At 58.0% G+C, this 12,188-nt stretch carries 11 protein-coding genes; 6 read left to right on the top strand and 5 right to left on the bottom strand.

All coding sequences use genetic code 11. The features are described from left to right. Positions 1-15 precede the first annotated feature (15 nt). Positions 16-225: a PA3496 family putative envelope integrity protein gene (locus AC3ISI_RS28845; RefSeq protein ID WP_489334843.1), complete on the top strand. Its 210-nt coding sequence runs from the start codon at positions 16-18 to the stop codon at positions 223-225. On the opposite strand, the gene AC3ISI_RS28840 is transcribed toward AC3ISI_RS28845, so the two are convergent. Next, positions 167-1,129 (bottom strand): LysR family transcriptional regulator, encoded by a 963-nt coding sequence (locus AC3ISI_RS28840; protein ID WP_452628726.1) that lies wholly within the window; start codon positions 1,127-1,129, stop codon positions 167-169. The genes AC3ISI_RS28845 and AC3ISI_RS28840 overlap by 59 nt on opposite strands. Before the next feature lie 191 nt (positions 1,130-1,320). Here AC3ISI_RS28840 and AC3ISI_RS28835 point away from each other — a divergent pair, with 191 nt between their 5' ends. Further along, the gene (locus AC3ISI_RS28835; protein WP_046030798.1) at positions 1,321-2,736 is read left to right on the top strand and encodes an acetyl-CoA carboxylase biotin carboxylase subunit; all 1,416 of its coding nucleotides are present in this window, start codon (positions 1,321-1,323) and stop codon (positions 2,734-2,736) included. A gap of 11 nt (positions 2,737-2,747) precedes the next feature. Continuing rightward, positions 2,748-4,556: a sodium-extruding oxaloacetate decarboxylase subunit alpha gene (gene oadA / locus AC3ISI_RS28830; RefSeq protein ID WP_489334841.1), complete on the top strand. Its 1,809-nt coding sequence runs from the start codon at positions 2,748-2,750 to the stop codon at positions 4,554-4,556. Between the two features lie 76 nt (positions 4,557-4,632). Here oadA and AC3ISI_RS28825 read toward each other — a convergent pair whose 3' ends face one another. Continuing rightward, the gene (locus AC3ISI_RS28825; protein WP_489334840.1) at positions 4,633-7,068 is read right to left on the bottom strand and encodes an autotransporter outer membrane beta-barrel domain-containing protein; all 2,436 of its coding nucleotides are present in this window, start codon (positions 7,066-7,068) and stop codon (positions 4,633-4,635) included. Between the two features lie 340 nt (positions 7,069-7,408). Here AC3ISI_RS28825 and AC3ISI_RS28820 point away from each other — a divergent pair, with 340 nt between their 5' ends. Together AC3ISI_RS28820 and AC3ISI_RS28815 are read left to right on the top strand one after the other, a co-directional pair. Continuing rightward, entirely contained in the window at positions 7,409-8,440 is a 1,032-nt protein-coding gene (locus AC3ISI_RS28820; RefSeq protein WP_489334838.1) for a HipA domain-containing protein, read from the top strand. Next, positions 8,437-8,715, top strand: a complete 279-nt coding sequence (locus AC3ISI_RS28815) for a helix-turn-helix domain-containing protein (protein WP_489334837.1) — start codon at positions 8,437-8,439, stop codon at positions 8,713-8,715. The genes AC3ISI_RS28820 and AC3ISI_RS28815 overlap by 4 nt, the downstream gene beginning before the upstream one ends. Positions 8,716-8,780: 65 nt before the next feature. Here AC3ISI_RS28815 and AC3ISI_RS28810 read toward each other — a convergent pair whose 3' ends face one another. Genes AC3ISI_RS28810 through AC3ISI_RS28800 form a run of 3 tightly spaced genes read right to left on the bottom strand, consistent with a single transcriptional unit; the run spans position 8,781 to position 10,549 of the window. Further along, a complete protein-coding gene (locus AC3ISI_RS28810) occupies positions 8,781-9,452 on the bottom strand; it encodes a GNAT family N-acetyltransferase (RefSeq protein WP_489334836.1) in 672 nt (223 codons plus the stop codon). A 17-nt stretch (positions 9,453-9,469) separates the two neighbouring features. Further along, positions 9,470-9,916 (bottom strand): GNAT family N-acetyltransferase, encoded by a 447-nt coding sequence (locus AC3ISI_RS28805; RefSeq protein ID WP_489334835.1) that lies wholly within the window; start codon positions 9,914-9,916, stop codon positions 9,470-9,472. Positions 9,917-9,925: 9 nt separating this feature from the next. Next, complete coding sequence (locus AC3ISI_RS28800; RefSeq protein ID WP_489334834.1) at positions 9,926-10,549, bottom strand: FMN-binding negative transcriptional regulator; 624 nt, start codon at positions 10,547-10,549, stop codon at positions 9,926-9,928. A gap of 90 nt (positions 10,550-10,639) precedes the next feature. On the opposite strand from AC3ISI_RS28800, the gene pdxR reads away from it, so the two are divergent. Then, on the top strand, positions 10,640-12,187 hold the full coding sequence (pdxR, locus tag AC3ISI_RS28795; RefSeq protein WP_489334833.1) for a MocR-like pyridoxine biosynthesis transcription factor PdxR: 1,548 nt from the start codon (positions 10,640-10,642) through the stop codon (positions 12,185-12,187). Position 12,188: the final 1 nt, after the last annotated feature.

The raw sequence follows: 12,188 nt of genomic DNA, 5'->3' as shown, positions 1-12,188 counted from the left end.
CTTGGGAGACTCGAAATGGCCCAGCCCTACGAAGAACGCAACAGCGCCGCCAAAACCCGTCGTCAGCAAGAAGATCAGCGCCGCATGGAATTTCGCCGCGCTATCGAAGATCGTTGTGAACGCCGCCAGCTGCTGGCCGAGATTGGTGATTTGCCTGATCTGGAGCTTAATTACTGGCACGCAGCGCCGGCAACTTCGCGTCGAAACGCTCAACCAGCGCACTGATCTGCACCCGCTCACTGCGGATAAACGCAAGGAACGCGTGGGCCACCGGTGACAGCCGCTTGGCTTTGGCCTGCACCAGGCACCAGCTGCGGTAGAGCGGCAGTTCTTCGACCGGCAACTCAATCAAGCCGCCGGTCGCCAACTCAAGGTTCAGGGCGTGACGCGTCAACAGCGCTACTCCCAGACCTGCCAGCACACATTCTCGCTGAGCTTCGGCTGACGAGACCTCCTGGGTCTGGTTGAAGTGCACGCGCTTTTCCTTGAAGTACTCTTCGCACGCCATTCGCGTCCCGGAGCCAGGTTCGCGCAGCAGGAGGGTGTAGGGCTCAAGGTCCTGCAAGCGCAGAGGCCCCATGTGGCACAACGGATGATCCGGTGGCGCCACCGCAACAATCGGGTTATTGAGGAAGGGCAGGAACTCCAGCCCCATGTCCTGCGGCACCATTGACATGATCACCAGGTCATCACGGTTGTCTGACAGGCGTCGAATCACTTGCCCCCGATTGACGACCGTCAGTTGCAGGTTTACTTCCGGATGCTGACGTTTGAACGCGGCAAACAGGTGCGGGACGAAATACTTGGCGCTGGATTCCACCGCCAGTTTCAGCTGGCCTTGCAGCGATCCTTGCATATCCGAAAGCTGCATATCGAGGTTTTCCAGGCGCCCGAAAATATCCCGGCTGGCGCGTTGGAGTGCTTCTGCGGCCTCAGTCATGTAGAGTTTTTTGCCGACGTAGTCGAACAAGGGCTGGCCAATCAGCTCCTCAAGTTGACGAATCTGTAGGCTGACGGCCGGTTGTGTGAGTGACATTTCGTCGGCTGCTCGGCTGTAGGATCTTAAATCACAGACTTCATTGAAAATCTGCAATTGACGCAATGTCATACGCATCAATGACTTACGCATATTGTGACGCTCCCGCCGCAGGCTGATGCATCAACTATAAGTCTTTACTTATGCATGACCCAATTATTATTCATTTTTGTTAATCCCTTGTGGGAGCTAGTGTGGCCCTGCGACTGAATTGAAACATTTGGTCACGCGTCGACCTGGTCTAGCAGGTCGTGGGTACCACCGGCTCAAGGGAACCTCCAAAAGTGATAAAAAAGATCCTGATCGCCAACCGTGGTGAGATTGCCGTACGAATCGTACGTGCCTGCGCCGAGATGGGCATTCGCTCGGTCGCGATCTATTCCGATGCTGACCGTCATGCGCTGCATGTGAAGCGTGCAGACGAGGCCCACAGCATTGGTGCCGAGCCACTGGCCGGTTACCTGAATGCGCGAAAACTGGTGAACCTGGCCGTGGAAACCGGTTGTGATGCATTGCATCCCGGCTACGGATTCCTCTCGGAAAACGCTGAACTGGCAGATATCTGTGCCGAGCGCGGCATCAAGTTCATTGGTCCATCGGCTGAAGTCATACGCCGCATGGGCGACAAGACCGAAGCCCGCCGCAGCATGATCAAGGCCGGCGTGCCGGTCACGCCGGGCACCGAAGGCAACGTCGCGGACATCGCCGAAGCCTTGGTCGAAGGCGACCGTATTGGTTATCCGGTGATGCTCAAGGCAACCTCCGGTGGTGGTGGTCGTGGTATCCGTCGCTGCGACAGCCGCGAAGAACTTGAACAAGCATTCCCTCGCGTGATCTCGGAAGCCACCAAGGCGTTCGGTTCGGCGGAGGTGTTCCTGGAAAAATGCATCGTCAATCCAAAGCACATCGAAGCGCAGATTCTCGGCGACAGCTTTGGCAACGTAGTGCACCTGTTCGAGCGCGATTGCTCGATCCAGCGTCGTAACCAGAAACTGATCGAGATCGCCCCGAGCCCGCAACTGACCCCGGAACAGCGCGCCTACATCGGCGACCTGTCTGTGCGTGCAGCCAAGGCCGTGGGTTACGAGAACGCCGGTACCGTGGAGTTCCTGCTCGCTGAGGGCGAGGTGTACTTCATGGAGATGAACACCCGGGTGCAGGTGGAACACACCATCACCGAAGAAATCACCGGCATCGACATCGTGCGTGAGCAGATCCGCATCGCGTCCGGCCTGCCGCTCTCGGTGAAACAGGAAGACATCCAGCACCGCGGTTTCGCGCTGCAGTTCCGGATCAACGCCGAAGACCCGAAAAACAACTTCCTGCCGAGCTTCGGCAAGATCACCCGTTATTACGCGCCCGGCGGTCCCGGCGTGCGGACCGACACGGCGATCTACACCGGTTACACCATTCCACCGTTCTACGATTCGATGTGCCTGAAACTGGTGGTGTGGGCGCTGACCTGGGAAGAGGCGATGGACCGTGGCTTGCGTGCCCTCGACGACATGCGTCTGCAAGGGGTCAAGACCACCGCCGCGTACTACCAGGAAATCCTGCGTAACCCGGAATTCCGTAGCGGCCAGTTCAATACCAGCTTCGTTGAAAGCCACCCTGAACTGACCAACTACTCGATCAAGCGCAAACCCGAAGAGCTGGCCCTGGCCATCGCCGCCGCCATCGCCGCCCACGCAGGCCTGTGAGGAATATAACAATGAGCAAACAAATCCACGTTACTGACACAATCCTGCGCGACGCCCACCAATCGCTGCTCGCTACCCGCATGCGCACCGAAGACATGCTGCCGATCTGCGACAAGCTCGACAAAGTCGGCTACTGGTCGCTTGAGTGCTGGGGCGGCGCGACGTTCGACGCCTGTGTACGCTTCCTCAAAGAAGATCCGTGGGAGCGTCTGCGCCAACTGCGCGCGGCGCTGCCTAACACGCGCCTGCAAATGCTCCTGCGTGGCCAGAACTTGCTGGGCTACCGCCATTACAGCGACGACGTGGTCAAAGCCTTCGTCGCCAAGGCCGCGGTCAACGGCATCGACGTGTTCCGCATCTTCGACGCGATGAACGACGTGCGTAACCTGCGCACGGCCATCGAGGCAGTAAAAGCAGCCGGCAAACACGCTCAGGGCACCATCGCTTACACCACCAGCCCGGTGCACACCATCGACGCTTTCGTGGCGCAAGCCAGACAAATGGAAGCCATGGGTTGCGACTCCGTGGCGATCAAGGACATGGCTGGCCTGCTGACGCCATACGCCACGGGCGAACTGGTCAAGGCGTTGAAATCCGAGCAGTCGCTGCCAGTGTTCATTCACTCGCACGATACCTCTGGCATGGCCACCATGTGCCAACTCAAGGCTATCGAAAACGGCGCCGATCACATCGACACCGCGATCTCCAGCTTTGCTTCAGGCACAAGCCACCCAGGCACAGAATCGATGGTCGCGGCCCTTAAAGGCACCGAATTCGACACCGGTCTGAACCTGGAACTGCTGCAAGAGATCGGCCTGTACTTCTACGCCGTACGCAAGAAGTACCACCAGTTTGAAAGCGAATTCACCGCGGTCGATACGCGCGTTCAAGTCAATCAGGTGCCGGGCGGGATGATTTCCAACCTGGCCAACCAGTTGAAAGAGCAGGGCGCACTGAACCGCATGAGCGAAGTGCTGGCCGAAATCCCGCGCGTTCGCGAAGACCTTGGCTTCCCGCCGCTGGTCACGCCGACTTCGCAAATCGTCGGCACCCAGGCGTTCTTCAACGTGCTGGCTGGCGAGCGCTACAAGACCATCACCAACGAAGTGAAGCTCTACCTGCAAGGCGGCTACGGCAAGGCGCCGGGCACCGTGAACGAGCAACTGCGTCGCCAGGCAATCGGCAGCGAAGAAGTGATCGACGTTCGCCCTGCTGATCTGCTCAAACCGGAAATGGCCAAGCTGCGTGCTGACATCGGCGCCGTGGCCAAGTCCGAAGAAGACGTGCTGACCTATGCGATGTTCCCGGACATCGGTCGCAAGTTCCTCGAAGAACGTGCTGCCGGTACCCTGACACCTGAAGTGCTGCTGCCAATTCCTGAAGCCGGTCGCGTGGCCTCGGCCGGTGGCGAAGGCGTGCCGACCGAGTTCGTCATCGACGTCCACGGTGAAACCTACCGCGTCGACATCACCGGTGTCGGCGTCAAGGCTGAAGGCAAGCGTCACTTCTACCTGTCCATCGACGGCATGCCGGAAGAAGTGGTGTTCGAACCGCTCAACGAATTCGTCAGCGGCGGCACCAGCAAGCGCAAGCAAGCCACCGCGCCGGGCCACGTCAGCACCACCATGCCGGGCAACATCGTCGATGTGCTGGTCAAGGAAGGCGACACAGTGAAAGCAGGGCAAGCCGTGCTGATCACCGAAGCGATGAAGATGGAAACCGAAGTCCAATCGGCCATCGCCGGCAAAGTCACCGCCATCCACGTGGCCAAGGGCGACCGGGTGAATCCGGGCGAAATCCTGATCGAGATCGAAGGCTGATTTAACAGCCTCGATACAACGCTTTAAACCTCGGGGGGGCATGTGCTCCCCTTTTTTTTTGCCCGGAATTTAAGGGTTAGAAGCTCATTCGCCACTGACCTGTTACGCCGTGGTTGCGGCTGTCGGTGCCGAATTCACTGTTAAGGCTGACGCCCAACGTGTGTTTGGCTGACACACCGAGATCCAGACCTGCATCGACCAGCAAGCTGTCGCGATCCAGCGGCGCACCGGAAACACTGAAGTCTTTCCCGCCTGTTACCAGTCGTTGGCGGGTATCGCTGTCGACATCGCCAAACGTGTGTTTCCAGCCGGCTGTGAATCTCGGTGTGAGTTGCATGCCGTTATCCAGCGTGTTGAGCTTCGCCAGTCGCAGGCCGATGGTGCTGTTGAAGTTGTTCTGGGATCGGCTGTGGACTTTTAGCGCAGCCGCGCCACCTTTCTCCGTATAGCCGTCCCGCTGATAGCGTTGATAGCCAATACCGGCGAACGGTTCAATGCTGACATTGGCGCGCCCTAGGTTGTAACCGGCTTCCGCAAAGGCCTGCTGAGTGTTGGCGTCGTAGCGGCCTTCGGGGCGGTCGCTGAAACCTCTGAAGGCAACCCGACGTTTCGTGTGTCCGTCGTGATTGCTGTAGGTCGCACCAAGGCGCAGCGACACAGGACCGTCCTTGCGCAGGGCATAGGCGCCCACGTGCCAGCTATCGAGATCGCCGTCCAGGCCGCGGCTGTCCAGTCGCGTTTCGGATTTGCCACCCAGCACACCCATGCGCCATTGCTCATCGATGCCCCAATCTGCGCCCAGAACCAGACCTTGTGTCGAGAATTTAAGGGCGTCGTTATCGCTATCCAGTGTTCCGCCGAGGCCTAGCGTCTGCAGCCAGACTCTGCCGTTGTTTTCACCGCCGGCGGCTACACGCGGTGCATTCCTCTGATTGCCAAATACGGCGGCGCTGTCGAGCTGGCGCATGGCCGAGAGCATGGTTGCGCTGATGGGGCTGTCGATGTTTAGCGTCGCCTTCGCAAGATTGGCGTTATTGCCTGCGGCCAGCTGTTCAATTGCATGAGACGCGGTGGTTTTGTCGCTACCGAGCAGGGCAGCGACAGCGGCGTTTGTAGGGCTGGATGGTTTTGGGGCGGGAGTGACGGGTTGGGCAGCGGCGGGTGGGGTTGCTGTCGTGACGGGGTTGTCGGTGGTGAGTGGGGTTTCGGCTGTCGTTGGCAGTTGCGCAGCATTTGTCGGCGCCGGCGCTTGCGGTATTTCCATCGGCTCTACGATGTTCTTAGCGACTTCTTGCTCGTTAGTGATGGGGTTGGTAGCCGCTGGTGGAGTTTGCGCCGTAACGGGTTGGTCGGTGGTCAGAGGGGGGGCGGCTGACGCTGGAAGCTCAGCAGTAAATGTCGGCGCAGAGGCGGGGAGGGAAGTATCGATGATTAAAGGTGTATTCAGTGTTTGCGTGACGGTTAATGCAATGTCAGATGGCGCCGGTGCTGGTGGCATTTCCATCGGCTCAAAGATGCTCCGTGCGACTTCTTGTCCGTTTTCGGTGTTTGCGACACTCTCGATCGGCACACCGTTTCGAGCGTAGGTCAGGCCAACGGTCTTCGCGTCGTAATGGGGAGTAGCGGTCATGAAAGCCAGTTCGTTGACGATTTTGCCAAACTCCCCCTTCACCTTTTTTGCTTCGATGATCGTGTACTGACTGCTTTGCGGATGATCACCCGGTACCGCAACAATTTTCAGTGTCGCCTCGCCTAGGCTGGCGGTGCCGTCGACTTTGATAGTTTCTCCACGGCCATCGGGGGAGACCTCGTACGCAAGTACGCCAGAGCTGGAAAGGTTCAAATCGCCTTTGACCGATGGGGCGCCTTGCACTCTATCGATGTTGAGCTGACCCAGAACCTCCAAACCACCGACAGTACCTTTGCCAGCAAACTGACCGCCATTCTCAACCGTCACGATTCCCTTTATCTCGCCATTGTTGAAGAGCTGCCCGGCCGCACTGGCCTTGCCTTTGATTTTTCCATTATTGGTCAGAATGCCCTTATCAAGCACCGCAACTTCGTCTTTGAAATCTCCTGAACTGGTCAGCGTCCACGATCCCGCCGAAACGTACAGGCTGTTGAAGTTACGAGTGTTCCCAAGCTGCCCGCCATCAGTGCCGATGAGCTGGATGACGTTGGTACCTTTACCTCCCTCGACGCGGCCTTCGAAGCTGCCACCGTTCTTGACGATGATGAGGTCATCCCGGTCTTGCGGCTTCACGGACACACCCCGAAGTGCGGGTTGAGGCGAATCAATCTCAGACGTGAATGTGCCGGCCGCGCCTGTAAAGGCTTGAAGCCGGGCAAGCGGGTCCGCCGGCGTAGCCTCTGGAAGCTGGGTTACCTCAACGAAGCTTGTCGACTCTGCTTGTTCTGGCAGTTGTTGAGCGTTTGTAAACTCAGTGCAACCCAACGCAAGCGCAATGGCCAATGCCAGGTTTTGTGGGCGAAATGTGTGCTGAATGGACATCGGGTTCGACCTCATTTGAGTGGAGGTCAAACTCTAAATTTCGGCCTTGGATACCGATGTCAGGCGGTTCCGGAGGGTTTGCGGGCGGTGTCAGATAGCTCGATGTAGAAAATCGTCCATTGTTGGGGCGCAGTGATTTTTAACGCGTCGAACCAACGACCTTTTCTTACAAAAAAACGAGTCGCCGGCAGCGGCACCAGGCTGCCTCGACCAGAGAACTGCCATCCACACTGAGCACTGCGACCCGAGCGCAAACACGTGGCGCGTTAACTCTGCATTATTTTGCATTTTTGATCGTTAATAACCTTTTCATATGCATTTAAATGCAGGTGGTGGCGGCGTGTATAACCTGACTTTACAGATCTACACGAAAGGAAAATGGCTCGACGCCATGGTCTTCAGCTTCGACAGCCCCGAAAAAGGTTTCGAAAGCCGATGCAACTTCGGCTACGAAACCCGGTTTCTCGAGTGTGCCTACGAGCAGGGTGCCGCAATTGGTGGGGCAACGGGAGCAGGTGGCGAGGCGCCAAAACTCTTGTTGGCTCAGGGTAAGGACGGGGATTTTTATCCTGATGCGGTACTCGGTGATGCAGACGTCATCCAGCACTGGTTCGTCAAGTTTTCTCGCAATAAAGGAACGCACAATGATCAGGACATTCTCAGAGGCGAATACCACTACTACAAAGCACTACAAAAACTAGGCATCGAAACGGTCGCAGAACAGGGATTGGCCTTGGAAGAGGCGACCAAGCCCAGCCTGTGGATGCGGCGTTTTGATAGGCAAGTGACCCCTCATGGTGTCGAGCGTTTTTCCGTGGAGTCGATCTACTCACTGGCACAAATAACCACGCAAGGTAGTTCGATGGATCACATGGAAGTCATCCGGTTACTTGCGGGATTTTGGTGTGATGCGGGGCAGGCGGACCAAATCCCGAACCTTGTAGCTGACTATTTGCGTCGGGAGCTGATCAATAAAATCCTCGGCAACTCAGATAACCATGGTCGCAACACCGCAATCATCCGTGATACAGCCTCTTTTCGTCTGGCACCCATCTATGATTTGGCACCTATGGTGATGGACGATGAAGGTGTAACGCGTACAACCAAATGGCCAAAAGACCTGGAACGAGCGGGGGATGTTGATTGGCGTGGGGTGTGTCGTGCTTTGGCCGATATTGCTGATCCGGATGATCCGCTGGCAGCGTTAAATGAAGCGCAGGATTCCTTTGAGCGACTGCGGGGGGATGCCAAGCATCTCATGGCACTCCCCGATATTCTCGCTGCTAGCGGCTTGCCAGAGGTGACTATGAATCACCCGCAAATTGCATTGAGAAATCTCGAGCAGCGTTTGAAAGAGTGGGGCCTGAAATGAGCATGACTGTTGCCGAACGCACTGTGCTTATAGAAAACATCCAGGAAGCGCTGGCTCAAGGTACTCTCGAAATAAGCGAAGCAGTTCGCCGGCTACGAGTCGAGGTTACCGGTCTGCACCAGACCCAATTCGCAAAAATGTGCAAAATCTCAGTACGCACGCTGGTGCATATCGAACATGGAGAAGGGAATCAAACATTGAAATCGCTGAATGCAGTCTTCAGACCGTTTGGCCTGAAGATGGGGGTAGTGCGGATTCGGCGCGACTTGAACTGACCCAAGAGCAAAAAATGTGTGGCGAGGGAGTCCTCGCCACAGGTACGACTAAAAACCGTAGGCGCTTACCCGCGACACTCCACCAACGTTTTCACCTGCCCCGATCCCGTCTGGTTCTCATCGCTCAACCACCGCTCAAACCCTGCGCCAATCGGTGGCCATTCAGAGTCCAGAATCGAATACCACGCGGTATCGCGGTTCTGCCCCTTGACCACCATGTGCTGGCGGAAAACCCCTTCAAAACTGAACCCCAATCGCTCGGCCGCGTATTTGGAGCGGGCGTTGTCGTTGTTGCACTTCCACTCCAGGCGTCGATATCCCAGCGCAAACGACTCCTTGGCCAGCAGATAAATCGCCTCGGTACTTTTCGGTGAGCGCTGCATCGGTGCGCCGAAAGTGACATGGCCGATTTCGATGCGGCCTTGCGTCGGTACGATCGACATCAGGCTGAGAATGCCCTGCACCTCACCGCTGACACGGTCGATCACGCTGAAGAAATACGGGTCAATGTTGGCCGCATGGTTGTTCAGCCAGTCATTGAATGCACTGCGTTCCGGGAAAGGCCCATAAGGCAAATAGTCCCAGAGTTTCGGATCGCCACCCGGGCCCTGCAAGGCCTTGAACAACCCCTCGCCATGACGCGCCGGGTCGAGTTTTTCCAGGCGAATGAAACGCCCTTCGATCGTTTCAACAGTGGGTGCCGGGGCACCTTTCCAGTCCGCGAGTGAAATCGACATGGTGTTCTCCTTGAACCTTAAAGGGCTTTACGAAACTGGATGAAACCGGGGCGTTCGGCGATGCGCTCGTAGAGCTGGATCGCAGTGGCGTTGGTTTCGTGGGTCAGCCAGTGGACTTTGCCGCAACCGTCCGCTTTCGCGGTGGCGTAGACGAATTCGATGAGCTTGCGGCCGATGCCGGTGCCGCGGGTTTCTGGTGTTACCAGCAGGTCTTGAAGGTAGCAGGAATTTTCGATGCTCCAGTTCGAGCGATGGTAGATGAAGTTCACCATGCCGACGGCTTTGCCATCGATCCACGCCAACGCTGAGTGCGTCGGTTCAGTCGGGTCGAGCATGCGTTGCCAGGTGCTGTCAGTGACCGCCTCGGGCAACTCGGTGTTGTAAAAGCGCAGGTAGGCGTGCCACAGCGGCAGCCAGGCGGCGTGGTCGTCGGCGCTGACCTGGCGGATTTCAATCTGACTCATGTTCATTCCTTAACGCATCAAGTGGGCGAGGGCCTGATCGTGCACATCGGGGCTGGCGGCGAGCCCCTCGCGCACACCAGCGATGTCTTCGGCGCTGCGGTTCTGGCTGAGTTTGCGTTTGCCTTCCAGGCGCTGGATCGGCAGGGCAAACCCGACAATCGCTTTGAGCATGCCGTCGATGTAGTCAGCGGGCGCGTCGGCGACCTTCCACGGCTGGGCGCGGCCGGCTTCGTGGCGATCAGTCAACGCGCTGACCAGGTTGAGCAGGCGTTCGGCATCGGTGAATACGTCGGCGGTGCCGTAGGCGTGTACCGCGACGTAGTTCCAGGTTGGCACGACTTTGCCGTGCTCGGCTTTGCTCGGATAAAAACCGGGACTGACGTAGGCGTCGGCTCCGGCAAAGATCACCAGCGCTTCAGCGCCGTTCTGCAATTCCTTCCACTGAGGATTGGCCCGGGCGAAGTGGCCGTAGAGGGTGCCATTCGGACCTTCGTCAGGTTTGAACAACAGCGGCAGATGACTGGCTTGCAGGCCTTGCTCGCCGTGGGTAACCACCATGGCGAGGCGGGTGCCGAGGATCTGCTGGCGCAGTTCATCCAAATCTTTGATGGCAAAGCTGCTGGGGTTGTACATGGAAATATCCCTTGGCGAATGCCTCCATCCTAGGCAGGCTATTGGTCTGTTGTAAGAGCCATTAATGACCAATTTCATAGGTCCATTGCCATGACCGATGCGCCGCTTTCCTTATCGTTCAACCCTGCCGGTATCGAACTTGATCGCCGTCAGGGCCTGAGTCGTCAGCTCTACCAAGCCTTGCGTCTGCGAGTGCTGGACGGGCGATTGGCCAGCGGCACACGTTTACCGGCCAGCCGGGATCTGGCGGCGGCGCTGGCGATTTCTCGCAACAGTGTCGTGCGAGCCTACGATCAGCTCTATGCCGAAGGCTTTATCGAAGGGCGTGTGGGTGACGGGACTTACATTGCTCAACTGCCCCAAACCGCGATCCCTGCCAAAAAATTATCCACAAAAGTATCCACAGGGTTGTCAACAGGGTTACCCACAGCCTTACCCACAAATTGGCTCGGTTTACCTGTGATTTCATCCAGTAAAGTTATCCACAGCAGCGCTTTGGGACGCGTTGAAAAGAACCATTTAGCCCTGCCACCGAGTGGCCCGCCGCGTGCATTTCGGGTCGGCGTTCCGGCATTTGATCTGTTTCCATTCGAGGTCTGGGCCAAGCTGAATGCGGCTTTCTGGCGTAAACCGGATTTGCAGCAACTGTGTTATGGCGATCCGGCGGGCGATGAACGCCTGCGTGGAATGATTGCTGCCTATTTGCGCAGTTCACGCGGCATGCAGTGTTCGGCTGAGCAAATAGTGATCACCAGTGGCGCGCAGCAGGGGATTAGCCTTTGTGCACAGCTGTTGGTGGAGCCCGGCGATGGGGTGGCGATTGAGAATCCGGGGTACCGGGCGGCGGGTCATGCGTTCGCCGTGGCGGGTGCGCGACTGCACGGTGTGGCGGTGGACAGCGAGGGTGTCGACTGTCGCGAATTGGCTGCGCTCGAGGACTGTCGTCTGGCGTATGTCACGCCGTCGCATCAATACCCGACCGGGGTGGTGATGAGTCTGGCACGGCGCCTCGAATTGCTGGCCTGGGCCGAACGCACCCAAGGCTGGATTGTCGAGGACGACTACGATGGCGAATACCGTTACAGCGGCGCGCCACTGGCGCCGTTGGCGGCACTCGATCGACAAGGACGGGTTTTGTACGTCGGGACCTTTGGCAAAGTCGCCTTCCCGGCGCTGCGCCTGGGGTATCTGGTGTTGCCGCCGGCGTTGGTGCAGGCGTTCTCTCAGCGGCGGGCGGTGGACGTCCGGCATTCCGAAGTGAGTACTCAAGCGGTGATGGCCGAGTTCATGGCCTCCGGGCATTTTCAGCGGCATATCCGCCGCATGCGTCGTGCCGCCCTGAGTCGGCGAAATACGTTGCTGGCTGGTTGGCCGAAGGACATCCCCGGCATTGGCAGCCTGCCGAGTGTCGCGGCAGGACTGCATTTGACGGTCGCAGTCGACTCTCAAGCCCGTGAGCGCGAACTGGTGGAAAAAGCCGCCAGTGTCGATGTCGAAATCAATGCGCTTAGCAGCTACTGGTTGCCGGACTCACAGACACCGGTGGACGAGCGTGCCGGGCTGGTCCTGGGTTTTGCGGCTGTACCCGAGGCGGCGATCAGTGCTGCGCTCGGGCGTCTGAAAAAGGTCTGGCGCTGAT

Source organism: Pseudomonas sp. GL_139_B (genome assembly GCF_057834475.1).
This window is presented reverse-complemented; position numbering and strand designations above follow the sequence as displayed.

Bases quoted from the DNA above. Each gene is read 5' to 3' on its own strand.
- AC3ISI_RS28800 (WP_489334834.1), bottom strand. From the start codon at position 10,549: ATGTACAACCCCAGCAGCTTTGCCATCAAAGATTTGGATGAACTGCGC.
- AC3ISI_RS28815 (WP_489334837.1), top strand. From the start codon at position 8,437: ATGAGCATGACTGTTGCCGAACGCACTGTGCTTATAGAAAACATCCAG.
- AC3ISI_RS28805 (WP_489334835.1), bottom strand. From the start codon at position 9,916: ATGAGTCAGATTGAAATCCGCCAGGTCAGCGCCGACGACCACGCCGCC.
- AC3ISI_RS28840 (WP_452628726.1), bottom strand. From the start codon at position 1,129: ATGCGTAAGTCATTGATGCGTATGACATTGCGTCAATTGCAGATTTTC.
- AC3ISI_RS28845 (WP_489334843.1), top strand. From the start codon at position 16: ATGGCCCAGCCCTACGAAGAACGCAACAGCGCCGCCAAAACCCGTCGT.
- pdxR (WP_489334833.1), top strand. From the start codon at position 10,640: ATGACCGATGCGCCGCTTTCCTTATCGTTCAACCCTGCCGGTATCGAA.
- AC3ISI_RS28825 (WP_489334840.1), bottom strand. From the start codon at position 7,068: ATGTCCATTCAGCACACATTTCGCCCACAAAACCTGGCATTGGCCATT.
- AC3ISI_RS28810 (WP_489334836.1), bottom strand. From the start codon at position 9,452: ATGTCGATTTCACTCGCGGACTGGAAAGGTGCCCCGGCACCCACTGTT.
- oadA (WP_489334841.1), top strand. From the start codon at position 2,748: ATGAGCAAACAAATCCACGTTACTGACACAATCCTGCGCGACGCCCAC.